Annotated in this window: 21 protein-coding genes and 1 pseudogene; 6 read left to right on the plus strand and 16 right to left on the minus strand. The window is 69.2% G+C overall.

Features of this window, described 5'->3' with window-relative positions; translation table 11 throughout:
- Window positions 1-93: 93 nt before the first annotated feature.
- The 7 genes from V6U88_RS24900 to V6U88_RS24925 all read right to left on the minus strand — a co-directional run bounded on the left by V6U88_RS24900 (window position 94) and on the right by V6U88_RS24925 (window position 6,738).
- A complete protein-coding gene (locus V6U88_RS24900) occupies window positions 94-1,665 on the minus strand; it encodes a restriction endonuclease (RefSeq protein WP_334456624.1) in 1,572 nt (523 codons plus the stop codon).
- A gap of 607 nt (window positions 1,666-2,272) precedes the next feature.
- Entirely contained in the window at window positions 2,273-3,208 is a 936-nt protein-coding gene (locus V6U88_RS24905) for a hypothetical protein (RefSeq protein WP_334456625.1), read from the minus strand.
- The gene (locus V6U88_RS24910; protein WP_334456626.1) at window positions 3,189-3,521 is read right to left on the minus strand and encodes a hypothetical protein; all 333 of its coding nucleotides are present in this window, start codon (window positions 3,519-3,521) and stop codon (window positions 3,189-3,191) included. The genes V6U88_RS24905 and V6U88_RS24910 overlap by 20 nt, the downstream gene beginning before the upstream one ends.
- A complete protein-coding gene (locus tag V6U88_RS24915) occupies window positions 3,512-5,017 on the minus strand; it encodes a hypothetical protein (protein ID WP_334456627.1) in 1,506 nt (501 codons plus the stop codon). Before V6U88_RS24915 ends, V6U88_RS24910 begins: the two co-directional genes overlap by 10 nt.
- Before the next feature lie 375 nt (window positions 5,018-5,392).
- Entirely contained in the window at window positions 5,393-5,551 is a 159-nt protein-coding gene (locus V6U88_RS24920) for a hypothetical protein (RefSeq protein ID WP_334456628.1), read from the minus strand.
- Window positions 5,552-5,639: 88 nt separating this feature from the next.
- On the minus strand, window positions 5,640-5,906 hold the full coding sequence (locus V6U88_RS30355) for a transposase (protein WP_442934688.1): 267 nt from the start codon (window positions 5,904-5,906) through the stop codon (window positions 5,640-5,642).
- Window positions 5,907-6,372: 466 nt separating this feature from the next.
- Window positions 6,373-6,738 carry a hypothetical protein gene (locus V6U88_RS24925; protein ID WP_334456629.1) on the minus strand — a complete coding sequence of 122 codons (366 nt, stop codon included), beginning with the start codon at window positions 6,736-6,738 and terminating at the stop codon, window positions 6,373-6,375.
- Between the two features lie 191 nt (window positions 6,739-6,929).
- On the opposite strand from V6U88_RS24925, the gene V6U88_RS30360 reads away from it, so the two are divergent.
- Together V6U88_RS30360 and V6U88_RS24935 are read left to right on the plus strand one after the other, a co-directional pair.
- Window positions 6,930-7,802, plus strand: coding sequence for a hypothetical protein (locus V6U88_RS30360; RefSeq protein WP_442934693.1), 873 nt, complete (start codon window positions 6,930-6,932; stop codon window positions 7,800-7,802).
- Window positions 7,772-8,506, plus strand: a complete 735-nt coding sequence (locus V6U88_RS24935) for a VOC family protein (protein ID WP_334456631.1) — start codon at window positions 7,772-7,774, stop codon at window positions 8,504-8,506. The genes V6U88_RS30360 and V6U88_RS24935 overlap by 31 nt, the downstream gene beginning before the upstream one ends.
- A 214-nt stretch (window positions 8,507-8,720) precedes the next feature.
- Here V6U88_RS24935 and V6U88_RS24940 read toward each other — a convergent pair whose 3' ends face one another.
- The 4 genes from V6U88_RS24940 to V6U88_RS24955 all read right to left on the minus strand — a co-directional run bounded on the left by V6U88_RS24940 (window position 8,721) and on the right by V6U88_RS24955 (window position 15,587).
- The gene (locus tag V6U88_RS24940) at window positions 8,721-12,137 is read right to left on the minus strand and encodes a family 16 glycoside hydrolase (RefSeq protein ID WP_334456632.1); all 3,417 of its coding nucleotides are present in this window, start codon (window positions 12,135-12,137) and stop codon (window positions 8,721-8,723) included.
- 262 nt (window positions 12,138-12,399) lie between these two features.
- Entirely contained in the window at window positions 12,400-14,139 is a 1,740-nt protein-coding gene (locus V6U88_RS24945) for a multicopper oxidase family protein (protein WP_334456633.1), read from the minus strand.
- Entirely contained in the window at window positions 14,136-14,588 is a 453-nt protein-coding gene (locus V6U88_RS24950) for a DUF6220 domain-containing protein (protein WP_334456634.1), read from the minus strand. Before V6U88_RS24950 ends, V6U88_RS24945 begins: the two co-directional genes overlap by 4 nt.
- Window positions 14,589-14,597: 9 nt before the next feature.
- Window positions 14,598-15,587: a carboxymuconolactone decarboxylase family protein gene (locus V6U88_RS24955; RefSeq protein WP_334456635.1), complete on the minus strand. Its 990-nt coding sequence runs from the start codon at window positions 15,585-15,587 to the stop codon at window positions 14,598-14,600.
- A gap of 143 nt (window positions 15,588-15,730) precedes the next feature.
- On the opposite strand from V6U88_RS24955, the gene V6U88_RS24960 reads away from it, so the two are divergent.
- Window positions 15,731-16,861, plus strand: coding sequence for a sensor histidine kinase (locus V6U88_RS24960; RefSeq protein WP_334456636.1), 1,131 nt, complete (start codon window positions 15,731-15,733; stop codon window positions 16,859-16,861).
- A 74-nt stretch (window positions 16,862-16,935) separates the two neighbouring features.
- A complete protein-coding gene (locus V6U88_RS24965) occupies window positions 16,936-17,598 on the plus strand; it encodes a response regulator transcription factor (RefSeq protein WP_334456637.1) in 663 nt (220 codons plus the stop codon).
- 355 nt (window positions 17,599-17,953) lie between these two features.
- Here the strand turns inward: V6U88_RS24965 and V6U88_RS24970 are convergent, their stop codons facing one another.
- Window positions 17,954-18,202, minus strand: a complete 249-nt coding sequence (locus V6U88_RS24970; RefSeq protein ID WP_334456638.1) for a hypothetical protein — start codon at window positions 18,200-18,202, stop codon at window positions 17,954-17,956.
- 778 nt (window positions 18,203-18,980) lie between these two features.
- Here V6U88_RS24970 and V6U88_RS24975 point away from each other — a divergent pair.
- Window positions 18,981-20,699, plus strand: a complete 1,719-nt coding sequence (locus tag V6U88_RS24975) for a hypothetical protein (RefSeq protein WP_334456639.1) — start codon at window positions 18,981-18,983, stop codon at window positions 20,697-20,699.
- 306 nt (window positions 20,700-21,005) lie between these two features.
- Here the strand turns inward: V6U88_RS24975 and V6U88_RS24980 are convergent, their stop codons facing one another.
- The 4 genes and pseudogenes from V6U88_RS24980 to V6U88_RS24995 all read right to left on the minus strand — a co-directional run bounded on the left by V6U88_RS24980 (window position 21,006) and on the right by V6U88_RS24995 (window position 24,319).
- Window positions 21,006-21,860, minus strand: coding sequence for an arylamine N-acetyltransferase family protein (locus V6U88_RS24980; RefSeq protein WP_334456640.1), 855 nt, complete (start codon window positions 21,858-21,860; stop codon window positions 21,006-21,008).
- 249 nt (window positions 21,861-22,109) lie between these two features.
- Window positions 22,110-22,223 (minus strand): annotated as a pseudogene (locus V6U88_RS24985) (IS5/IS1182 family transposase); the annotation flags it as partial.
- A gap of 349 nt (window positions 22,224-22,572) precedes the next feature.
- Window positions 22,573-23,430: an ABC transporter permease subunit gene (locus V6U88_RS24990; RefSeq protein WP_334456641.1), complete on the minus strand. Its 858-nt coding sequence runs from the start codon at window positions 23,428-23,430 to the stop codon at window positions 22,573-22,575.
- A 37-nt stretch (window positions 23,431-23,467) separates the two neighbouring features.
- Complete coding sequence (locus V6U88_RS24995; protein WP_334456642.1) at window positions 23,468-24,319, minus strand: ABC transporter ATP-binding protein; 852 nt, start codon at window positions 24,317-24,319, stop codon at window positions 23,468-23,470.
- Between the two features lie 125 nt (window positions 24,320-24,444).
- Between V6U88_RS24995 and V6U88_RS25000 the strand changes: the two genes are divergently transcribed.
- Window positions 24,445-24,909, plus strand: coding sequence for a GbsR/MarR family transcriptional regulator (locus V6U88_RS25000; protein ID WP_334456643.1), 465 nt, complete (start codon window positions 24,445-24,447; stop codon window positions 24,907-24,909).
- The last annotated feature ends 159 nt before the right edge of the window (window positions 24,910-25,068 follow it).

A 25,068-nucleotide genomic window follows, 5' to 3' on the forward strand; every position in this document is an offset into this window, starting at 1 on the left:
ATCGAACTACCCGGACCACTTCGCGCACCCCAACGACACGCCGACCTAACAAAGCACTACTAGCTGCCGGCTCAGCGCGTAGCGGGGGTTTCGTCAGATGCCTCGTGGCGGCCCGAGCGCTCGAAGTGCTGCCACGAGGTCGGGCGGCACGGTGAAGTGAGTCGCCTGGACCCCGTGGTCGTAGCCCGTCTGGAACGGATACTCCACTTTCTCGGGAAGACGGCCTTGCTCGATAAGAGCGGCCGTGATCCGATTAGTAGGACGCGTCAGACCGCGCAGCGTCCGATCCGGTGTGAATTCGGCGATTGTGTACACCTGTTCGCGCTCCAGCCGACCGTGCTGGCGCGCCGCGGTACGGATCAGTGCTGCACGGATCGGGTAGGAGTCGTCAAGCGCGGTCATCAGCTCCTCGGCTGCCCGTGCCGACCAGCCCCGAGTGTCATGTGGCACCCGCTCGGCCCGACCCTCCACCGCGATATGCGGCTCGGGACGTCTCCGCTGCCGCGGCCGTGCCGGAAGGGTGCGTCGCAGGAACGAGGTATCGGCTGCGTCAATCCCCGCGTTACCCTGAACCTGCTCCTCGTCTTCTGATGGAGGCCGGGGAGGCGCTTGCACCGGCTCATACCGCAACTGGACCAGCCGATCCTCCAGGAACAGGCTGATCGTCGACAGCAAGGTTCGTCTCGCATCGGCCGCACGCCGGCGTTCCTGCTCGGGCACGGACAACAGCCAGGTCTCAAGCGCGCCGGGCAGACCAAACGACAGCCGGAAAGCTTCAGGGTCCTCTACGGGGGTGATGACCCAGTCCCCACGAGCCCCTTCCCGGCCGAAACGGATATCCACCGGGATGTCAGAGCCGTGCTCGGCAATGAAAGCCTCGAATTCCTCCAGGCTGTCTGGGTGCATGGCCAGGATGAACGGTGCTGCGGGGAAGCCCAGGATGAGCCCTTCACCGGTGGCCGAATCTTGCAGCTCTGCGGTCACCCGGGCCGCCCAGGACGCCAGCACATCCGCGGGCAGGCCGCCGTTCGCGCCGTCGGTGGGCGCCCCGGCAGCCGTCATCTCGGCTCCTGCGCTGTCGAAGGCAGTTCGGAGTGCCAGTCGTACTTGCCGGACAGGGAAGGTGGTGAGGTCCGCTTTCACTGCTTCGGCACGGATCAGCCTCGCGGCCCTTTCCACCGTGGCGATGAGGGGTTCGAACGCGGGCCCGGACAGGTCGACGAGCGAGATCTGTTGAGCGAGCGCGTAGCTCTGCGCTTCCTTCTTGAAACCGGCCGCCGAAAACAACGCATAGCGGTACTGGTACCGGCGAAGCGGATGCCGGTAGGACGTCGACAGTTGGGTCGAGTACTGCTGGTTCACGTCATCGATGACGCCGTGGGCGTTGCGCACCTCCGCTAGACCGACCTTCGAGCCGCGGTTCTTCGCCTCGACAAATAGCCGGACCGGCAGCGAGAACGGTGTCGGCATCAGCAGGTCACCCAGCACGTCAGCCTGGTGGTCAGCACCCCGGCCACGAACGAGCAAACCGTGTCCCGCCTGGCGCAAGGCTTGCTCGTCAGCGTCCGAGTTCTCCAGGAGCCGGTATCCGTTCGAACTGAGCAGGAAGGCGATAGCCTCCTCAAGAAGATATCCGGCCAGGGCATCGACGGAGACCAGCGCCATCTCCTGATCCTCGCATGCCGGGGCGATGCCGTGGGGCCAACGGCTACGGTGGCGGGTGACCGTCTGGGATGGGCTGGCGGGTGCAAGGTGACTCGGTCAGGAGCGCATGGCGGAGGGGCGGCGGCCGGATCCGGCTGTGCAAGTTTCGGCGGCTGCGCGGCTGGTGGTGCAGCCGACCCGGCCGCTCGGGCCAAGCCGGTGTGGCTGGGCCTGCTGCTGTACGGCGAATGCTCGACTACTCGTTAGCCATGGGTACCGATGGTCTCCACAAGACGATCCCGAACGAGACAAGATCATCAATGGTATCGGCCCGAACCTCGTGCCCTATCCCGTCAACGACTTTGCGCAGCATCTGGCCCTTCTGGCCAACCCTTCCGCCGGACCGGCCACGTCGAGGAGTATGGCTTTGCCTCCAGGGTCGCGCAGAACTGGATCGCGGGAGTGGAGCACGGCCGCCAAGATTGCCGCCATACTCGTTACCCCGGCCGTCGTCACTATGGCTTGCCGTTCACGCGCCGCAACTGGTGCACCATCCGGGACACCCTTCGCGTGACCTACGAACCGAGCCCGGAAGGCAACAGTCGATGAGGTCGGCACGGCGGTAGCCCTAACGCTGGCCGAGAAGTCCGAGATCGGTGCGGTACCAGGACGCTCCGATGATGACGTGGAGTTCCGGGCCGCGGCAGAAAGTCCGAGCCCCACGTACCTCCATGCCGTCGGGCAGGACGAGCCGGATCGGCTCACCGGCAGCTGTCACCGCTGCGGCATCGAGCTGGAACGGAGTCACCAGGTCGTACTCGGGTCCGTGACCCCGGATGAACGCGCCGATGGTGCCGTCGGTCAGCAGGGCGTGCGCGCCGCGGTAGAAGGCCGGGCCGTGGTCCGTTGGCGTGTCGCCGGTGACGGAGACGAGGTGGAACGGGGTGTACGCACAGGTCCATGCTGTCTCCTCGGCCAGGTTGAGGGCATAGCAGTCGAAGATCTCCGGCATTGCTGGTTGCTGCGGGTAGAGCCAGTCCGGTTCGAGGTCTGGGGTGAAGCGGGCGAGGCCGTGTGTCTGGGGGCCACTGCCGGCCATGGCCTCGTCGAAGTAGCCGGCCCAAATCGCGCCGGCGGGGGTGGTCAGCATGTGCTCGATCGCGTCGCCGAGGTCACCCCGACGTTCACGATGCCCGTCGGCGGTCCACACCTCGGCGTTGGCGCCGCCGCGGTTGCGCGAGCGGACGAGCAGGATGCGGTCACCGGGTAGCGGCTGAACGAACCAGGGTTGGATGCACCCGTCGAGTTGCACGGACCGGACCGGCTGTCGGCTGCCGTCATGAATGGTGATCAGACGCCGTTGGGGATGCTCCCGGCTGGCCCAGACGGCGAAGGCGTGATTGTCCGGACCCACACCGACCGTCTCGGGTACCCGCTCCCATTGCAGGTCGGTCCGGTGCGGGGTCAGGTAGCCGGCGTGGCGCAGCGGTGTAACGGGGAGCCGGAGGACCTCCAGCCGTCGGCGCAGCCTCTCCTGTTCAAACTCACGTCTGGTCTTGGGCACAGGGATGTTCCTCCTGGTCGTTGTACGGATCGGTTCGCGTCGACGGGCCGCGGCTGCCGCGGTGACCGGTCACGTGGGGTGTGGTGGTGATCTGGGCGCGGGTGGCCAGGGCGAGCTGCAGCAGTTGCTCATCGGCGCGCATCTCGGCGTCGACGTCGCCCAGGTACACCGCGGCGCGGTGCCGGGAAGCGATCAGACGGTCGAGTACGGGGATCACCGGCTGCGCGTGTGGACCCATCGCGGCGAGGGCTTTCATGGCGGGCTGCGCGTACGCTTCGTCATCGAGGTACTCGGGAAGCGTGTTCAGGAGCATCGGAGCGACTGACGGGCCGTGGTGGCGCCAGTAGGCGGTCGCCAACTTGACCTGGCCCATCCCCGCTGGGTGAACAGGTGGTTCAGTTGCCGGACCTGCCGATCGGTGAGGCCACCGTGCTGGGCCAGCCAGTCGAACAGGTCCGAGGCGATACGACAACGGCGCATCTTCTCCGGGCGGGCATCAAGGTAGTCGTCCGCGATGCGCCGGTCCCCAGTGATCGCGAGCAACGCGCGTACGGCGAGGTCCGCCGCGGCATCGTTCGAGGCGGCGAACGGTCGCAGGAGCGGCACGGCTGGCGCGGCCGCAGAACCGATCGCTTCGAGCGCACAGACCGCCGACCGCCCCTCGGCCAGGACACCGCGCTCCATCGCGTGGGCGAGCCTGGCAGTCAGATCGGGCACCGCGTCGGCCGCGGTGGGGCCGAGTGCGGACAGGCAGTGCACGGCCACGAGCGCGGGACAGCGGTGCCAGTGCTGTTCCTCGTGGCAGGGCGCTTGGTGCTCGGCCAGCACCTGCCGCGCTGTCTGGACCAGGCTCGTCGGATCGGGTGACGCTGTCGCAACCGTGGCGAGCGCGTCAGCGAGCCGGGGATGCGGATCGGCACCGCGTAGCAGACGCAGCAACTCCGGAACCGCGCGAGGATCCCCGACGCAGCCCAGAGCCACCGCGACCGTCGCCGACAAGGCCGGCTCGGCCAGCATCCGCGTGAGCTGATCGGCGACCAGGCGCGTCGCGGTCAGCGATGCGCACACCATGGCGACAGCTGCGGTCCGCACCGTCGAGACCGGCTCCGTGAACACGGCGGACAGCACCGGCGCCAGCCGGGCCGGGGCAGCCCGCCACGTCCGCATCGCCTCCGCCGCGATTGCCAGACCCGCCTGATGAACCGACTCCCCCTCGCCTGCGCCAACCAACTGCGCCACCGCCGCGTAGGCGTCCTGCTCCCGATCCCTACGCCTGAGGACGATCGCCCATCGTTCACCGGCGCGCCACGAGATCCGCCCGCCTTCCCCGCCGAGTGTTTCGGCGGCCGGCACCAGGTCGGCGCGAACTGCGGCGTCCAGGATCGGCCAATCGGGCGGGTCTGCGGCCAGCAGGGCTGCGCAGGCGCCGAGGAAACGCACTGCCGGAAGCTCATCGCGCCGCATCTGCTCGACCATGTCGACCCACCAGTAGCCTTGGTCGCCTCGCTGCAGCACCCGAAGCCACAACGCCTCCGCCAACGCCGTCCGCACGACCGGATCAGACGACCTGGACAGAACCCGGATCGCCTTGTCCGCGCCGGCTGCCGCCGCGAACAACCAAGCCGCCGCACGTCGCACCCGCTCATCGGGGTCGCTGAGGGCAACCGCCGTGGCATCAGCGGCCGCCGGCCACAGATCCAACTGCGGACACAGGTCGGCAAGGAACGCCAGGACCGTCAGCCGGATATTCGGAGAAGGATCGACAGCGCGGGCCAGCAGATGCCGTACCACCTCGCCGCCGCGGTCCAACTCGACCGCCTCGAACGCCCTCGACCGAGCAGGACCACAACTACTGACATCACCTGCGCGGAGAGCGTCATCCAACCAAGCCAGATCAGCCGATCCACCCGTCGGCGCTGGCCCGCTCATCGAATGGGGCGGAGACCGCCCTTCACATCAGACACGACCCAGATCATGAAGCACCGCAGCAGCCCGCGCAACCGACTACCACCGGCTCCGGCCCGACAGTCTTTCAACCAGCGCCAGCGGACTGCCTGTCCGACTCGACCGCGAAGATCCTTCGTAGAAGTGTCGGCGTGCCGGACAACCAGAGTGACGATCGCGAGGATCTCTGACCCAATGGCTTAACAGCCAGCCGCGGACCTCTCAGCCACCGCATACCCGTCAGCGAGGTGCCTGCGGTTTGCGTTCTACCGTCGGATGTCGACCGTTGAGTACCAGGGCCGCGTGACCTCCCGGCACTGGCAGCGCGACTGCGCCACCGAGCTCGACCGCACCAGCGCCGGTGCGGTACTCGGCGGTCACGTCGCGCAGCAGCGTCACTGGGTCCTCCTCGGCCAACATGCGCAGGATCAGCCGCCGGCCGCCGTCCGACTGGCAAGACCCGACAGCACGCTTCGGCTGGCGACGCTCACCAGCAATACCCAATCGGCGAGGTCAAGCGACCACTGTGCGCGCTGCCCGAGTTCGACGCCCTCGCCGCCGCGTATGCTCGCACCGCTCGAGGATGCGGGCGTCCCCGGCTGGCCAGTTCGGCATGGACCCGTGGCACGCCGTAGGCGCCGTTCGACTCGTCGTGCGCCGCCACGATCGCCTCGGTCAGCTCAGCGTCGTCCAGTTCCCGAGGGGACGGGCTGGCGGCCCGTTCGGCGTTGAAGGCTGACCTGGATGCCTGCAACGTCGCGCACCGGCGACATTACGACGCGCGACCTTCTCCGCCTCAATGAACGGATACACGTTCACCGGGGCTGCCCTTCGCGAAGAAAGCCGTGGCCCGCTTCAGGATCTCCACATCCTCACGAAGGCGCCGGTCCTCCCGCCGTAGCGTCGCGATTCCTTCGCTCCGCCTCGGTCAGCCGGTTACTGCGGGTGCCGGCGTCCAGGTCAGCCTGCCACACCCACTTTCGCACCGCGGTCTCGGTCAAATCGAAGTGCCGCGCGACCTGACCAATTTTCCGGTCTCCCTGCCGGCACACCTCGGCGACCTCCGCCTTGAAATCCGACGGTGAACTTCAACGTGAACGCCCGACGCGGCCGACCCTCCTTGCCCGCCGTGCATAATGGAACATTCTCTCGCGGGCCGTCAGCCCAGAGATTTCGATATCCGTCCAAACGGGTGAGGCTCAAGTCGTTCATCACCGGGGTCAGTTATGAAGGATCTCGACCTGGATCGCACCGCCGAGCACGCCGGCGGGACAGATCGTCACCAGGGCTATCAACACGGCAGAGAGGACCCTAGGCTTACGCTCGAAATCCGGGTTGAGACGGTAGACCGCCGTCGCCATGAGCAGCAATCCGGGAAGCATCATCAGGAAGGAACGTCCGCCCTCGGCGGCGCTGGTCGCCCCGACCATAAGCACGAACGCGATCGCGAGCAGCCACAGGTCGCCGGGGCGAGGCGGCGCGACCTTCAGGTCCGTGACTCTGATCTTGAGTGCGTCGGCGAGCTCGTCGCGAATTCGGGCGGCCTGGACGGCGACCGTTACGTCCGCCATCTCGTCGAGCGTCATCTCGCCTGCGGCACTGCTCTCGTTCCTCGGCCGACCACTCCGACCGGCTACACCCGATCCCTACGCCACCAACATAAGCGCGCGGCAGATGAGGGTGCCTAGCTGCGTGAGGTTCCCCCGGTAGTGGGGTGCGTTTGTATCGGGAGTCGGACCCGTAGCCGGTGATCCGCCAGCTGACGCGGCAGCTTGGTGTGCATCACGAGGCGTTGCGCAACTGGATCCGCCAGGATGAAGCCGACCGGGGTCAGCGTGACGACCGGCCGACCACCTCTGAGTTGGAGGAGTTGCGCCGGTTGCGGCGGAGGATCGTGGCAGCGCTCGGACGCCTCTTCCTCGTCGCTCGGCACGAGCAGGTAGACGACCCCGCCGACCGGGGCCAGCGCGATCACCACGGCGGCGGCGATCCACAGGCGGCGCCGCGACCGGCGGGGTGGGCTGGCCGGCTCGGGTGCGGTGGACCCTGCGGGCGCCTCGGGGGTGGGCTGGGCGGGGATGCGCGCCTGGTCGTCGCGGGGGTCGGTTGGGGTCGCCATGCCGGGCAACGCACTCGCGCTGGTCAATGGTCACCAGGTACGACAGGGGCGGAACCACCCTCCGGCGGGCCGGGAGGGGTCGGGTGTTCCGCCCCTGTCGTCTGGACGCTCGCACCGGCATCCGGTCTACATGCGCCGGTCGGGTGCGCGGCGTTACGTCTGGTCGCGGTCTGGTCGGGTCATGTCGCGGAGCGCGTCCTGGGCGGCGGCCCGGCGCAGGTAGTCCCGGCGCAGCCGCCGCCGGTCGCGCCGGCACCGTCGGCAGGCCCATGGCATCGGCCACCACCGGCCGCAGCTCCAGCACCGCCACGGGTCCACACCACTCCTAGCGCTCAGGGTCGCCAGGTGCGTCACGTGTCGCACCTGGGATGCGCCGGCGTGGCCTGCGGCGGCTGGGCGGGACGACATCCGGGAAGGTCCGTGTGCCGATCTTCGACAGGCCGAAAGATCACTTCAGTTCGGGCACCACCGCCGACTCGACAGGCCCTAACATCGCCGGCATGGCAACACGGCTCGTGCAGATCAACATGAAGGCTCGGGACGACTCCGCGCTGGGCGGTTTCTGGGCGGAGGCGCTCGGCTGGGGAGTCTCCAGCGAGGGACCCGGCGTGACCAACCTCGAACCCGAGGGCTTCGTCTACCCCGACCCCGTCGCTGTCTGCCTCGACCTCATCGTCTCCCCCGAACCCAAGACGGTGAAGAACCGCGTGCACGTCGACCTCGCCACCACCTCGGCGGCCCATCAGGCGGAGGTGGTGGCGCACCTGAAGGATCTCGGCGCAACACCTGCCGACGTAGGCCAGGGCGACGTGCCATGGACGGTCATGGCCGACCCGGAGGGCAACGAGTTCTGCGTGCTGGACCCCCGACCGCTCTACCGAGACACCGGACCGATCGCCGCGGTGGTGGTCGACTGCGCGGATCCGCGAGCCATGGCCCGCTTCTGGGGCAAGGCCATGGACTGGACCGTGCACGAGGTGACCGACCACCACGCGGTACTGCGCTCCGCCAAGGGCGTCGGCCCGTATCTGGAGTTCCTCCGCACACCCGACGTGAAGACCGGGTGGAACCGCGTCCATCTCGACGTCCGCCCATACCCAGGTGACGACCTGGAGGTCGAGGCGGCCAGACTGCGGACTCTCGGCGCCACCGCCATCGACCTGGACCACGATGTCCCGTGGACGGTCCTCGCAGACCCGGAAGGCAACGAGTTCTGCCTCCTCACCCCCGGCTGACCCGAACCCTCGTCAGCCGCTCACTACGGCCACCAGCCTGGACTTTGCGACGCGCCCTGGTCGACCCAGCGGTGCGACGATCAGGGCCCGGTCCCGCGGGATGGACGATGTACCTGTCGCTGTCATGGCTGCGCCAGGTTGGCGGCGAGATGAAGGGCTGGGGCCCTCGCATCTCACCGCCAGCCTGGCGCGTCCTGCCGCTGGCCGGTGCGGGTCAGTTCAGCGGTTCGATCCAGATGTTGCGGTATCGGACGTTGGCGCCGGGGTCGCCGTGGTCCTGGAGGCGAACAGGTCCGCGGGCCGCGGTCTCGGCCGCACCGCCGCCGGTCGGGCTGGAGATCGCCACGTTGTCGTGGACCAGGGTGCCGTTCCAGCGGACGCTCACCCGGGCGTCCTCGGTCTTGTTACCGGAGCCGTCGAAGCGGGCGGCACGGAAGGTGATGTCGTAGGTCTGCCACGTCTCGGGGGCGGTCGCGGCGTTACTGTCGGCCGCCTTGCGGCTGTAGATGGAGCCGGCTTCGGTGTTGTCCAGCGAGGTGTCGCCGTAGGAGTCGAGGACCTGGATTTCGTACCGGTCCTGCAGGTAGATGCCACTGTTGCCGCGCGCCTGCCCCGTGACGTCAGGCGGGTAGGTCGGCTCGTACCACTCCACGTGCAACTGGAAGTCGCCGAAGTTCTGCTTGGTGCGGATATCGCCACCCACGGCTTCCATCGACCCGTTCGCCACCGGCCAGGTCGCCGCCCCGCCTCCGGTGCTCTGCCAGGCGTCCAGGTCGTCGCCGTCGAAGAGCGTGATGCGTCCGGAGCCACCGCTGTTGATCGACCAGTGCTGGTTGTCGCCGCCGCTGTACGCCCAGATCTGGACCTGGGTGCCGCCGGCGGTGCTGCCGCCGGCGGCGTCGAGCACCTTGCCGGACTGGGGGTTGAGGATCGAGCCGTTGGTCTGCGGCTGCCAGACCTGCGCGCCGCTGCCGTTGCAGGTCCACAACTGCACCTTCGTGCCGTTGGCAGTGCCCCCGTTGGACACGTCCAGGCACTTGTCCAGTGCCCGGAGAGTGTCGCCGACGCGGCTCCACTTCTGGGCGTTGGTGCCGTTGCAGGTCCAGAGCTGGATCTTCGTGCCGTCGGCGGTGGCCGCGTTGCTGACGTCGAGGCACTTGCCGCCGACGCCGGTGATCGTGCCCGATCCGCCGCCCGCCGGGCCGTACGCCTCCAGCTCGTAGATGCGTGCGGCCTGATCGGTGGTGTTCGTCGGGGCGGTGATCGCGAGTCGGACGTACCGGGCGGAGTGGGTGGTCACGTCGTGCGTCGTGGTGCTCGCGGTGTTGCCCGTGACCGTGGTGCGGGTCGTCCAGTTCGATCCGTCGGTGCTGGTGGCGATGGTGAAGTCCTTCGTGTTCCAGGCGACGTTCTCTCCCCCGGCGCCGGCGTGCTTGACGACGAACCGGTTCACGTCCTGTGCCGAGCCGAGGTCGACCTGGAGGTACTTGCTGGTGCCGGTGGAGCACCACTTGTCGCTGTTGCCGCCGGACACGCTGCCGTTGACGGCCTTGGCCGGGCCCTCGGTGGTCGCGCAGGAGCTGTCCGCGGTGGCCGGCTTGTTCAGGGCCAGGTTGCCGCCGCCGGTGGGCGGCGGAGTGCCGCCGCCGGGGATGGCGTTGAGCGTGTACCAGGCCTCGGTGCTCCACAGCGACTGGCCGCTGTCGGAGGTGAACGGGCGAGGCGAGCGCAGGTAGACCACCCGCCCGGTCTTGAGGCCGTCGACGGCGAGGGTCACCTTCTTCCGGTCGGCGGAGAGGGTGGCCGAGGTGACGCTCAGCGTCTCCTCGTCGACCTTCGGGCCGCCGTAGCCGGCGGTCGGCACGTAGCGCCACTGCTTGGCCTTGTAGTGCGAGGCCAGGTTGGCGGCCGTGTCGGCGGAGACCGGCTGGGTGTACTCCACCTCGAAGCCGCCTGCGGTGGCTCGCATGGCCAGCATCTCGAAGGTGTTCGTCGAGTTCGGGGTGAGCTTCTGCAGGCCGTACGTCAGCTTGCCCTCCTGGCCCCAGTTGCCGCCGGAGCCGAGCCCGCCGACGTAGATGGCGCCGTCCGGGCCGAGGTTGACCTCGGTGACGCCGGCTTCCAGGCCCTGGGTGAGGCGGAACAGGGCGCCCTGGTACTCGCCGTTGACCTTCTCCACGTACGCGCGCTGCAGGCCGCCGTAGGTGACGTCACCGATGACGAACTGCCCGGCGTAGCGGCCGGACTTCAGGTAAAGCGGGGTGCTGGGCGAGTTGGCGATCTCGTTCTGCGGCATCCAGAGCACCGGCGCGGTGACCGGGTTGGCGTCGAACGGGCCGGCCGGGTTCATGTAGTGGTTGAAGAACCGGCCCTGCTTGACGTGCACCAGTTTCGACGACGGCAGCCAGCCGCCCTGGTTGTCGGTGACGAAGATGCCGCCCTCCGGGCCCCAGCCGATACCGTGCGGCGTACGCAGACCACCGGCGACGTAGGAGACCGCACCGGTGTCCTTGTTCACCTTGATCGTGGTGCCCCGGTTCGCCGCGGGCTGGGGATCGGTGGTGGCGCCACCGTAATTGATGGACACCGACAGGTTCAGGTAGAAGAACCCCTCGTCGTAGAGCAGGCCGAAGGCGAACTCGTGGAAGTTCCCCCCGAACGGCCAGGTGGCGACCGTGTCGAGGCGGTCGGCGACCTCGTCGCCGTTGGTGTCCACCAGTTTCGTCAGCCGTTGCTTCTCCGACACGTAGACCACGCCGTCGACGACCTTCAGACCCATCGGCTCCTTGAGACCACCGGCGATCTTCTTGGTGGTCACGCTGCCGGGCCCGGTCGAGCCGCCGGTGTTGTCAAGGATGTACACCTCGCCGTTGGTCTGATCACTGCCGCCCCAGGTGGTGATCACCAGGCGGTCGTCGGGCAGCCAGTCCATGCCGGTGACCTGGGGCTGGAAGCCGCTGGGACGCAGATTGGTCAGCGTGTAGCCGGGGTGCACCGCGTTGAGCGGCAGGCCGTCGCCCGGGGAGTCGGTGACCCCCTCGCACTCCTTCTTACCCGGTGCGGTGACCCGCACGACGCCGGCGTCGGTGCTCAGCGCCGAGTTGGGCACCACGACGAAGGACGACGATCCCGGGGTCTTCCACTCCAGGGTGATCTGCTGCCCACCGTCGCGCTCGAAGTGGTCGATGCGCAGCGGGTGCAGCCCGGCGGTGAGGGTGACGCTGCCCTCCTTGGCCGTCGGGCCGTGCAGGCCGTCGTGGTTGACGACGACCGTGTCGTCGATGGTCAGCTTCGACCCGTCGTCGCTGGTGAGCCGGAAGGTGTAGCTGCCGGCCTGACTGATGTTGACGTTGCCGAGCACCTGGGAGACGAAGTACTGGTCGAAGCCGAAGTCGGTGGTCGACGTCCAGTTGATGGTGGGCATCAGCTTGTCGACGTTCGGCGTCTGCCCCGGCTTGAGGGTGCAGATCTCGTTCAGCGGCACCTGCACGTCGAAGACGCGCAGCGTGACACCCGGTTCCTGCTCGGGGGCGGCACCGGCCGGAGTGGCCCAGAGACCGGTGGCGGCCAGGGTGAGGGTGAGCGCTGCCAGGACAGGGCTGCGGAATCGGCGCAGCAGCCGTGTGCCCATGGTTCCTCCAAGGAAGGTGAGGGACGGAGGCGGCGGCCGGTTGCGGAGGAGCTGGGCCGCCGGAGCAGGCATGGGACGAGCCGTCGACGCCGACGATCGACCAGTCCCGATGCATGACGTAGCCTCACCTTAGAGGACTTTGTTAGGAACATCGATATCTTTTGAACGATGTAGCAAAAGTTTCTCTTGCGACAGCAGAAGCTAGAGCACGTCCCACGCGACGAGGCAGCCGGTTGCTCCCCACCGGCGCCACCGCCGAGGCTCACGAGTACATCAGGTGCAGCGTCATCCCGGCGTCGGCGTGGGCCAGGTTGTGGCAGTGGTTGGCCCACATCCCCGGGTTGTCGGCCCGGAACGCCACCTCCCAGACGTCGCCGGGCCGTACGTCGAAGGAGTCCAGCCACAAAGGACTCCCGGTCGGCGGTCGTCCATTGCGGGTCAATACCAGGACGTGATGCCCGTGCAGGTGCCACGGGTGCACGACCTGGGACCGGTTCACGATCGTGAACTTGGCGATGTCGTCGAGGCGTACGACCTGAGACGGGATGTCGGGATCGGCCGCGCCGTTGACGGTGTGGGCGTACCGCGGAAGCAGTCCGCGCAGGTCGAGGCCGCGGTCGAGCACGAGGGTGAACTCCTTGTCGAACCGGGACCACGGCACCGGCGAGGCGACGCCGTAGCTGAGCGGGTCCAGCACCGGCCATGCGCCGGTCGCCGCCGACACCGGTCCGGTCGAATGGACCTGGCGTCCGTCGACGAACAGCGCCACCGGCGTGGCGGGCGCGGTGAACACCAGGTCGTAGCGTCCGCCCGCCGGGATCAGCACAGCGGTGTCGACGAGCGGCGTCGGGTTCCGCAGGTCGGATCCGTCGATCGCGGCGACCCGGAACGGGGTCCCGGCCAGGGCGTACCGGTGTGTCGTGCGGTCAGTGTTGATCAACCGCAGCCGCACGGGCATCCCCGCCTCGACCGGCTCCGTCCTCGGTGCGGGTAGTGGAAGACCGGAAAGGGTGTGCACCGGCACGGTGACGTCGACGCCGGTCACCGGCGCCGGGCGCACCACCAGGACGCCGTAGAGCCCCTTCCGCACGCCGATGTCGGATACCGCGTGCGTGTGGTACCAGTACGTCCCGACCTGGTCAGTGCGGAACCGGTAGACGAACTCCTGTCCGGGCAGCACCGCCGCCTGCGTCACGCCGGGCACCCCGTCCTGGCTGTTCGGTACGTCGTACCCGTGCCAGTGCAGCGTGACCCCCCGCGCGATGTCCCGGTTGCGCAGCGTCACCTCCAGGACGTCGCCGACGGTGGCGGTCAGCTCCGGCCCGGGAACCTGCCCGTTGAACGCCCACGCTGCGACGTCGCGGCCGCTCACGCTCACCGTGGCGGTTCCGGCCGTCAGGGTGAACCGCCTGGTCGGTTCGCCGGCGGTCCGCGTATCCCGATAACCATGGTCATGGGGTACGCCGGGAGCGGCGTTCGGCGTGACGGCCAGGCCGGTTCCGGTCACCAGCGCCGCGGCCGCCACCGCGAGGGCCGCCCGGGACACCGTCGGCGAAGGGCGCGCGTCGAGGACGCGCCACGTGACCGCGGTCGCCGCGACGACCCCGGCGACCGCTAGCAGTCCGACTCCCGCCGAGGCCGGATAGCCGTGCAGGACCGTCACGAGCAGGCCGGCGCTTCCGGCGTACCCGGCGAAGAGAAGCGGGACCGCGGCGGAGCGGATGTCGCCCGAGGCCCGCAGCAGCCGCGGCCCGGCGACGGCCACCGCCGCGAGTGACAGTGGGGCGGCGAGGAGGACCTTCTCCGCCGCGAACCACCAACCGGCGCGGGCGAGCGCGGTGATCGTGATCGCCCGGGCGAGCGTGGCGAGCAGCGCGAAGGCGGCCAGTCCCAGTGCGAGCGGCCGGCGCCGGGCGGCCGACGCGGCGCCGCCGCCCAGCCACCCGGCGGCCGCGAGGAGCGCGATCACCAGGTCGGCCGCGAGCAGCGAGCCGGTGGTCATGCCGGCTCCCCTTCGCGGACGGCCACCGGGCTGGCGTCGGCCGGCGTCGGGTTGGCCAGCTTTCGAGCTGCCTGGTGGACGCTGACCACGACGTGCACCGCGATGATGCCGTTGAGCGCGTGCAGCCCGGCGATGGTCAGGCCGAACGGGGTGCTGGCGCCCGCGGCGTCGGTGGAGCCGTTCGCAAGCCCGGCGATGAGCGCCTGCACGACGACCAGGCCGAGCGGCAGGGCCGCCAGTCCGACGATCCGGCCCGGCGCCTTCGCCAGCACGGCGAACAGGATGGTGAGCAGGGTGAGAACGGGGATGACCACCATCCCGTTGACGCTGTGCAGCGTATATGCGTCGTCGCCCGCGGGTTTCGTGAAGGCGCCCACGGCGGCGAAGATGAACTGCAGGGCGAACGCGGCGAGCGACAGAGCGCTGAAGACGACGAAGGCCTTGCGCATGGTGAGCTCCTAGTGATGAGTCGGGGACAGGGCCTGGGCGACGTGATCGGTGGCCGTGATCGCGCCGTACGCGACCAGCCGCACGAGGTCGGCGTCGTCCGGATGGGAGAGCCGCCAGAGGGCGACGTCGCCCGGGCTGATCGCGCTGGGCGCGAACGCCGCCAGCAGCGCTATCCGCGTGCCGATGCGGTCCGTGGCGGGTACGTCCCGGACCAGATCGACGGCCCAGTCCGCGGGCCGGGCCGGGTGCCGTCCGTCCTCCCACCGCACGGTGGCCGTGACGGTCTGGCGAGCCACGTCGCCCAGGAGGTCCCCGCCTCGCGTGGCGGCGTCCTTCAGCGACGCGTACGCGACGCCGACCGGGCTGTCCCCGGCCCAGGCCGGTGGCGCCGTTGTGGCGGCGTCGAGTAGCGGCAGGCTGCGGCCGGGCTCCTTTGGCTCCCGGGCCGCCCTGGCATAGAGCCTGCCCCCGACCGACCTCACCAGCGGGGAGCGCTGCAGGCCGCCGGGGAGCAGATCCGGGTCGAGCAGCGCCGAGACGATCCGGTTGATGAACTGGAAGGCGAGCAGGGTGCCGGTGACCTCGAGGCGGTACGGGCTGGTCCAGGCGGCGGCCCGAGGGTTCCGGCTGGCCTCGGCCCAGCCGACGAGCTCAACGTGCCTCGGCTCCGGTGGCGTCCCGCCCCGGGCGATGACCTCGGCCAGCTCGTGCTCGCCCAAGGCGTGCAGCAGCATCACGTGGGCGTCGACGCAGAACCGGCAGCGGTTGGCCCGGGACACTGCCGACGCGACGAGCTCTCGGTCGACCCGGGACACGTCCCCGGCGAGCAGGGCCTCACGCATCAGCGCCCACGTCGCGGCCAGCACCTCCGGCACGGCCGAGAGCGCCTGGAAGGTGGGCACCGGCCCGAGGAACTCGTCCTGCAGCTGCCGGTAGACCTCCGCGGTCAGGCCGGTCGCAGCCTTCGCCGGGGCGGGGGTGAAGAAGCGGTATGTCATGGGCTCGATGCTTGCCTCGGCGGGCCGGAAAGGCGTCGTGCTGCCGCAGGCACTTGCCCGGCCGCCGATGCCGCGTCCGCAGTACGCCCTTCTACCGCAGCCGCCAGATGCTCCCTGATGACGGCCCGTTCTACAGTTCGACCATGCGCCGCGATCTGCCGTACGCCCTCAGTGGCCTCGCCCTCGGCGCCCTCCTGCTCGGCAACGCCGCGCTCGCGCCGGACGCCGCACCGGTTCGGGCGATCGACGTCGCGCTGGTCCTGGTCATGGCGGCGGCCCTGGCGGTGTGCCGGCGTTACCCGGTGGTGGCGTTGAGCGTGGTGACCGCCGCCATGCTGGCCCTCCACGTCCGGGTACACGCCGGGGTGTCCGCCGCGTTCCCCGTCCTCGGCACGGTCTACCTGGCCGCCTGGCGAGGGCACCGAGCGGCCGCCGCTCTGGCCAGCCTCGTCTTCCTCGGCGGCTTCCTGGCCCGCGACGTCTCGGTCGCGCCCTCCGACCGGCCCAGCCAGCAGATCGCCGAGCGGACCGCCCTGCTGCTGGGCTGGTTCTTCGCGGCCAACGTCGCCGGGCTCGTCGCCCGGCAGCGCCGGGCGTACCTGGAACAGGTCGAGCAGCGGGCGATCGAGGCCGAACGCACCCGCGAGGAGATGGCGTTGCGCCGCGCCGGGGAGGAGCGCCTGCGCATCGCCCGGGACCTGCACGACTCTCTGACCCACAGCATCTCCGTGATCAAGGTGCAGGCCGGGATCGCCGTGCACCTGGCCCGCAAACAGGGCGAGGAACCGTCGGCCACGCTGCTGGCGATCCAGGAGGCCAGCAGCGCCGCGATGCGGGAACTGCGCACGACGCTGGACGTCCTGCGCTCACCCACCGACGGAGACTGCGTCGGACTGGCTCGGGTGGGCGAACTCGCCGAGCGGACCCGGGCGGCCGGAATACCGGTGCAGGTGACCGTCACCGGTCAGCCGCAGGACCTACCCGCCGAGGTCGACCAGGCCGCGTATCGCGTGGTCCAGGAGGCATTGACCAACGTGGCCCGCCACGCCGGCCCCACCACCGCGCAGATCCACATCGAGTACGCCCCGGCACAGCTGACCGTCTCGGTGACCGACGACGGCCAGGCATCGCCGGTCCGGCCACTGACACCGGGGGTGGGCCTGCGCGGCATGCGGGAACGGGTGACCGGACTGGCCGGCACACTGCAGGCCGCCGCCCGTGACAGCGGCGGGTTCGCGGTACGGGCCACGTTCCCGCTGGTCGGTCCAGCATGACCGAGCGCTTGCGCGAGGTCCAACCAGCTCAGTCCGTCACGGATCGTGGCGGCCGACCGGAGGGAGGAGCCGGCGTGATCCGGGTCCTGCTCGCCGACGACCAGGCGCTGATGCGAGCCGGATTCCGGGCACTGCTCGACGCCGAGGACGACCTGGAGGTCGTCGGCGAGGCCGCCGACGGCGCATCGGCCGTCCAGCTGTCGCGACGCCTGCGGCCGGACGTCGTGCTGATGGACGTGCAGATGCCGGGACTCGACGGCATCGAAGCCACCCGGCGCATCGCCGCCGATCCCGACCTCACCGCGGTCCGCGTCCTCATCCTCACCAACTACGGGCTCGACTCCTACGTCTTCGCCGCACTCCGCGCGGGTGCCAGCGGGTTCCTCCTCAAGGACGCCGACCCCGCGGACCTGCTGCAGGCCGTCGCCGTCGTGGCTCGCGGCGACGCGCTGCTCGCCCCGGCGGTCACGCGTACGCTCATCAACGAGTTCGTGGCCGGCCCGCCGCCGGCCGAGCCGGCGGCCGGACGCGACGTGCTGACCGCCCGCGAACGGGAGATCGTCGAGCTCGTCGCCCGGGGGCTGAGCAACGACGAGATCGCCTTGCGCATGGTGATCAGCCCGTTGACCGCCAAGACACACGTCAACCGGGCGATGACGAAGCTGCACTGCCGCGACCGTGCCCAGCTGGTCGTGTGGGCGTACGAGTCGGGGCTGATCACGCCGCGTCGCCGGTGACAGCCGGTCCGCGGCATGCCAGCAAGTTGATTTCGGCGCTGGTAGGTAAGCGGGCCTGGACGGGCCGCGCGAACTGCACGGGGAAGCGCAGCACGGTAGGCAACGGCCGTCGCGGCAGGTTGCACAGTCATGGCCACGACGGATCCTCGGGGTCCTGGCCACCGGCGGCGGGCTCGCCGCCATGCTGCCACTGTCCGGGCCGGCCACCGCGACCGCGCTGATCACCGTGGTCAGTTCGCTCCTGATGGTGCCCGTGACGTGGGGGCGGAGTAACGAACATCAGGACGCAACCGGCCCACATCGTCAGCCCGTAACGCGCGGTGGGCGTATCACCGGTACGGCCACCGCGGCGCAGTCATGTGAGGTGGTACTCGGTGACCGTGAAGCAGATGGCTCCGTCCACAGAAGCGGCGGAGCCATTGAAGGTGACGCGCAGCGGATGCGCGTCTCGCGCGTCGACGGACAGGACAACTTCGGCGCCGTCGGCCCTCGCCTCGTCCGCTCGACGGAACAGCTCCCCCAGGGTCGGGAAGTCGCCTACCGAGGTCGGTCGCTCCAGGCCCTGGCTCAGCGGGACGACCTCGACGATCTTCCGGTTCGCCACGGTGACATGCCACCGCCCTGCGGTTGGTCCTCGATGGCAATCCCCGTCGAGGACGAAGTCGTAGTTCGCAGGCTCGGTCCACGTCGCCGACGTAGACACGCCCGGCGCTGCGGCGCTCAGCGGAGCCGGGACCGCTTCCGTCTCGGATCGGGTCGGCGACCACACCACTGCGATCAACGCGGCGATTCCTCCCACGAGCGCAATCGCGACCGTGGTTCATTCCTTTTCATCGGCATGCCCCTGTGCGCAAACGGTTCGGCTCAACGTCGTTGCTGACGGCCGATGACGCGGGTGTCGGCCTCAGCTCGGACGGGCGTTCATTCATCTTCGGCCATGTTCGCGGGCGGGCACGTCACTCCTTTGGACGGTGACACGGTGCGGCTCCAGCGCTGACCTCTTCCACCCTCGCCTCAAGAAGACTCTCGCCGGCACCTGTTATGACGGCGCCGGCGAGGAGAAGGTTCCGCGTTGGCGCGGCGTTGTTCACCGGAGCGGTCCGGGTCGACCACCGATACGGCTGTACCACGGTGCTCAAGGGCGCCCCGGAGACGTAGCCGGCTACTGAGCAACCGAATCACAGTACTGGCGGCAGACACCCGTCAAGCGCCTCGTCCATCGAGAAGCCGCCGCCGCTCGGGTCCGTGATCGCTGTAAGCGACGTGGCTGTCAATATATTGGCGACATGAGGTCAGTAGGCGGCCGGCGGGTCAGGGGTGCGGGCGCTCGAGCGCACAGTCCTGTCGAGCAGCGACTGATAAAGTCCGTCGCCTGCGGCGAGGTGCTCGATCTGGCCGGGGACGGACCAGTCGACGAGGCAGCGATGCGGTCCTGGGGCGTTGACCGGACGGTTTCGGCTTCAGTCATCCGTGAGCTCGTCCGCGGTCGTCTGGTCAGCGAGCCCGACCCGCACGGCCTGCGGCTCCGTGGGGCCCGGATCACCGATCAGATCGACTTGGAGAACATCACCAGTGGCCTGGCGCTGGAGCTGCGTGACTGTTTACTGCCCGGCGGCTTGAATCTCCGCAACGCCCAACTATTGGCGGTTGCCCTGACCGGGTGCCGCATCGAGCAGGCGCCCGATTCCGACGACGCACCAGTCGACGCCACCCGCTTTGCCGCGCGGGTGCTCTCGCTCGACAAGAGCACGGTCACCGCTGATGCCGCCGCTGGCGCCGTTCGTCTCGCCGCCGCCCGCCTCGGCACGTTGGACTGCCGCGGGGCGCGGCTGGAGAACACCACCGGACCGGCCCTTGACGCCGACGGCCTCCAGGTCGACCAAAGCGTGTTCCTGCAGGACGGGTTCACCGCCACCAGCGCCAGCGAGCGCGGCACGGTCCGGCTGCTCGGTGCCCACATCGGCGGCCAACTCAACTGCGGAGGCGCCAAGCTGGAAAACGCCACCGGACCCGCCCTTAACGCCGACAACCTCCAGGTCGACCGAAACGTGTTCCTGCACGACGGGTTCACCGCCACCAGCGCCAGCGAGCAGGGCACGATCCGGCTGATCGACGCCCACATCGGCTCATTGAGCTGCGGTGGTGCGGGGCTGACGAACACCGTCGGACCGGTCCTCGACGCCGACGGTTTCCAGGTCGACCGAGACGTCTTCCTAGACGACGGGTTCACCGCCACCAGCGCCAGCGAGTTGGGCACGATCCGGCTGCCCGGTGCCCGCATTGGCGGCCTTCTGGTCTGCGGTGGGGCCCGGTTGGAGAACACGGCCGGACCCGCCCTCGACGCGAACGGCCTTCAGGTCGACCAGGACGTGATTCTGGATGACGGTTTCACCGCGAACAGCGCCGATGGTCAGGTGGTGCTGGTGTTAGCCGGTGCGCGGATTGGTGGGACTTTCCGCCTCGACATAGATCGGGTGACGCGCAGGGCATCGGGCCAGGGATCGCTGATCGAGTTGGACGGGCTCACCTACAGCGGGCTGCCGCGGCCTGCGTCACTGCGGCGCTGGCTGACCCTGCTGCGTGAGCACACCCCCCGCTACGCCGCCCAGCCCTACCAGCACCTCGCCGCCGCGTACCGCGCCGCCGGCCACGACCGCGACGCCCGCACCATTCTGATCGCCCAACGCCGCGACCAGATTCAGCGTGCCGGACTGTCCGGCGCCGAACGCTCCTGGGGCCGCCTCACCGGCATCGCCCTAGGCTACGGCTACCAGCCCTGGCGTTCACTGCTCTTACTGCTCGCCACGCTTGCGACCGCAGTCACCCTCAGCGTCATCGGCGGCCACCACGGCGGCCTCGCCCAGAAGCCGGCGAGCAACGGAGCAGTCGCAGCCACCGCCTGCACCACCACCGACCAGGTCGGCGTCGGCCTCGACCTCGGCACGCCATTGATCAAGACTGGTGCCCGCGACCGCTGCCAACCCACCAGCACGCCGACCGGCCAAACCCTCACCGTCGCCGGTTGGGTCCTGCAACTACTCGCCTGGACCTTCGCCACCCTCTTCATTGCCGGCTTCACCGGCGCAGTCCGCAAGACCTGACCCAGGTCGCGGACAAGGCGTACACCTCGAAGGCCACCCGGGAATACCTGCGCCCTTCGCCCAGTTCGATGCCTGCCAGGTCCGCCTTCATGGTGCTCGCCGTGATCGGCGCGTTCGTGCGGCGGCGGAGGCCCAACCGCCCGGGTAGCCCGCCGCTGCTCGCGCAGAGACGCTCACACCGGTGAAGTGTCGAACGAAACGGTCGTGACGCGGTGAGTCAAATTCTGCGGCGCTGCGGCTCTGGCAGTTACGGGCGCGCAGCGACCCCAGCGGCACCCAGCCGGGAGTGACGGCCATCGCGCTCGTTCAGTTGTCAAGCACCCGGGCGACGTGCGCCTCGACGTCACCGAGGCCGGTGATGTCGATACCGAAGCGGCCGGTGAGCAACTCCATGACCTCCGCCGCCGAACTCAGCACGGTCCGATCGCTACCGCCGGTGCGACGGTGCACCGTGAGGACGCGGCCGCGCAGGTTCCACCGGGCGTCGTCCGCGGTGAGAGCAACGCTCAGACCTCGAACGAAAACCGAGTCGGGATGGGTCGAGACGTACCAGCTGCCTACTTCGAGATCAATGCGCTCCTGGGCGTCAGGCCCGAGGACATAGAGCGGCTGCCACGATCCGCGGATCTCCGCCTCGAGCCGGCGCCAGCCGTCCGGCATCGATACCAGGCGGTACGGCTCGTGCCTGGTCAACTGCGGAGCTTGCTCATCGAGCCGGATGGGTGAGGAGAGCGTCTGCCCTCCGAAGCCGACGTCGACGAGGTACCGCTCCCCGGCGGGCGGGACGGCGACGGCAAGGGCAAGGTGCGTTCGCGGTGCCGGCGGGGCGTCGTCCGGTTGCATCCAGACAACTCGCCCGGCGAGCGGGGTGACGTCGTAGCCGAGCGCGAGCAGCGCCCCGCTGAGCAGGCCGTTCTGCTCGTAGCAATAGCCGCCCCGGTGACGATGCACCAGCTTGTCGACCAGTGGCCCGGTACGTAGATCGGCGACCGGACGCCCGAGCACCGGGTCCAGCGTCTCGAACGGGATGCTGCGGTTGTGCCCGGCGACCACCGTTTCCAACTCCTTCAAGGTCGGCCCCGAACGCGCCTCGAGTACGTCGGCCACGTCGATCCGCCGAAGGTAAGCACGCAATTCGGTCCCGGTCATCGCAGTGTCCATGGGCCCAACATGCAACCTAAAGTGCGCTTGAGGTCAAGCCGGCCGCTGACACACCACCGGACCCAGGCCGGCGCCCGCAGGGTGTGCGGCATGTCCGGCGCTCACTCACTACCGCATCGTGTCGGCGTGGACATTGAGCAGTCCACGCCTACTGCTCCTTCGCCGGCCGTGACGGGTGTATCGGGGCACGCCTGCCGCAATACCTAGCGCCGCCGAAACTTCCGCAGCGACTCTCCCCGGGGAGCGAAATTTGTCGAAAGTTGGTGGCCGTCCGCCAGCGCTGCCCTTGGCCGCCCGGCGGTCGACCTGGTCGGATCGCTCGCGAATGACGTGGCGGATTCCGCGCCGATGCAAGGCGGCTCTGCGAGGTTAGCGGGGGCCAGCGGGTTCTGGAGCTATCTGTCGCGGGCCTCGGTAGCCGTCGCGGCGGACATTAGCGTGAGTGGCGGCCACCACGATGCGTTGGCCCTCGACCACGGCAATGAGGTTCGTATGCTGGCGGGCTGGGTGCACCGATCAACATCGAATGGACCCGGAAGTGGCAGAGGGCCGCCGCTGATCAGGGCTCGCGGACGCCGTACACGCGCAGGACGCTGTGGCGCAGCGCCGCCGCCTAGCTAACGGCACCTCTCTGCTGTCAACGCCTTGACACAGAGAGGTGCCGTTAGATCCACACTCCGATCGAGGTTGTACGCAGTCCCATCCGTATGGTTCAGCGGCCAAGGTCGCGGCGGTTGAGCCGCCAGGCGCCGGCCGCGATGAGCGCGATGGTGGCGGCTGCCAGGAGGGCGGCGTCGGCGACCTGCAGGCCGTGGCGGAGGGGTTCGCCGCCGATGTAGTAGTGGAACGGCGTGAGGTAGCGCAGCCAGTCGGCGCCGATCTGGGGCGCGAAGCCGTGCAGGGCGTAGGACAGCACGCCGAGACCGGCGGTGAGGCCGAAGGCGGTGGCGCGGCTGGTGCCGGTCGCGGCGCCGATGCTGGTGGCGACGGCGCCGAACAGCAGCCCGAGGAGCGCCAGGTTGACCGCCTGAGCGGCGAAGTTTCCGACGGTGATGGTGTCGAGGTTGGCGCTGTTGCGTACGGCCAGGACCGCGGCGAGCGTCGCGGCGGCGATGAGGAGAGCGCCGGCGGCGAGGGCGGCGTAGCGGTGCAGCAGCAGGCGGGTGCGGCTGATGGGGTGGGCCAGCAGCAGGTCCAGGTAGCCGGTGTCCTCGTCGGCGGAAATCATGCGGGCGCCGGTGGCGGCTCCGTAGAAGGTGACCAGCAGCGGTACGAGCAGTCCGAATACGGCGCCTTGCAGGTAGCCGGCGGCGGTGCCGGTGTCGTCGAAGCCGAACCCGCGCATGGCCTCGGGCACGTTGGCCATGGCGTCGGCGGAGATCTGCGGGTAGAAGCTGGCGTACATCATCGCGAGGAGGCCGGTGGCGATGGCCCAGACGGCGAAGATTCGCCGGTTGTCGTACAGGGTCTTGGTGAACATCGTGCGGCCGAAGGCGCGGGCGAGGGCCGAGCCGCCGGGGACCATGGTCGGCGTGGTGGGGGTCGCCGTGCGGGCGGTAGTGGTGGTCATGATCCTGCCGTTTCGTGGGTCGCGTGGTGTCGAGGGCTTATGCAGCGGCGTAGTAGGTGTGGAACAGCTCTTCGAGGTCCTGACTGTCGGCGTGCAGGCCGGTGATGGTGTGCCGGGCGGCGGCTTTGACCAGCGCGTCGGGGCTGCCATCGACCCGGCAGCCAAGGGTGTTGCCGTCGACGCGCACGTCGGTGACGCCCGGCAGGGCGATGAACTCCTCGGCACGCGCTGGCTCGGCGAAGGTGATCCGGACGTGCAGGAACGATCGGGCACGCAGGTCGGCGACCGTGTCCAGTGCGACGAGGCGGCCTTCGCGGATGATCGCGACGCGGTCGGCGACGGCCTCGACCTCGCTCATGATGTGGCTGGACATGAAGACCGTCTGCCCGCCGGCCTTGGCCTCGGTGACCATGTCCAGGAAGGTCTGCTGGACTAGGGGGTCGAGTCCCGAGGTGGGCTCGTCGAGGATGAGCAGCTCGGGCTGGTGCATGAATGCCTGGACCAGGCCGACTTTCTGCCGGTTGCCTTTGGACAGGCTCTTGACGCGGGCGTTCAGGTCCAGGTCGAGGCGATCGGCGAGGTCGATGATGCGCGTCGCTGGGACACCGCCGCGCAGGCTGGCGAGAAAGGCGAGGCACTCGCCGGCTTTCTGCCGGCCGTCGACGACGAAGTCGCCGGCCAGGTAACCGATCCGACGGTGCAACTGGACGGCGTCGGTGCGCGGGTGCAGACCGAGGACGCGGGCAGTGCCGGAGGTGGGACGGATCAGATCGAGCAGCAGCCGGATGGTGGTGGACTTGCCCGCCCCGTTGGGGCCGAGGTAGCCGAACACCTCGCCGGGCTCCACGGTCAGGGTCAGGCCGGCGAGGCCGCGGCGGGTGCCGTACATCTTGGTGAGTTCGGTCAGTTCGATCGGCGTTGTCATGCCCTCGATACTATCAGAGTGTTCAGAGATTTCTGAAGACTCGAAGATGCTAGAATTTGGTCAAGATCGCTGATGAGGGGGATGGACCATTGGCCGATACCACCGAGGCCGCCGAGCGGATGGCGCTGACCCTGGCTCAGGGTGGGCTGCAGAAGGCCACCGCGCGGGTGATGGCGGCGTTCATGTTTGCCGACACTGACAGCGTCACTGCGGCCGAGCTCGGCGAGCAGCTGCGCATCAGCTCCGGGTCGGTGTCCGGCGCGATCAAGATGCTGTCCACGGTGGGGGTGATCGAACGGGTCCCGGCGCCGGGCAGCCGCCGCGAGCATTACCGGTTGCGTGACGGGGCTTGGGCAACCCTAATGTCGTCGCAGAACGGCATGGTGCAGGCCATGTTCGAGGCCGCCGACAAGGGCATCGAGGCGGCCGGTCCGGACAGTCCCGCTGCCCGGCGGCTGGGCGAGATGCGTGACTTCTACGGCTTCATGTTCCGTGAGCTGCCCGCCCTGATCGACCGGTGGCGCGCCGAACGCGCCCCAGGCCGCCAGCCTTGACGACAGTCGCGGTGGTGGGCGTCGGGTACCGGGTGCGGCTGCCTGATCTCTTCAGTTTCGAGGGCAGGCACGCGTGCTTGGTGGTGCGCGCCGCTCCACTACCCGCCGCCAACCATCCCCCACACCACTGCGGTCGAGGGCTTTGCGGCATGGTGACAG

The organism is Micromonospora sp. CPCC 205739, from assembly GCF_036906795.1.
Lineage (GTDB): Bacteria > Actinomycetota > Actinomycetes > Mycobacteriales > Micromonosporaceae > Micromonospora.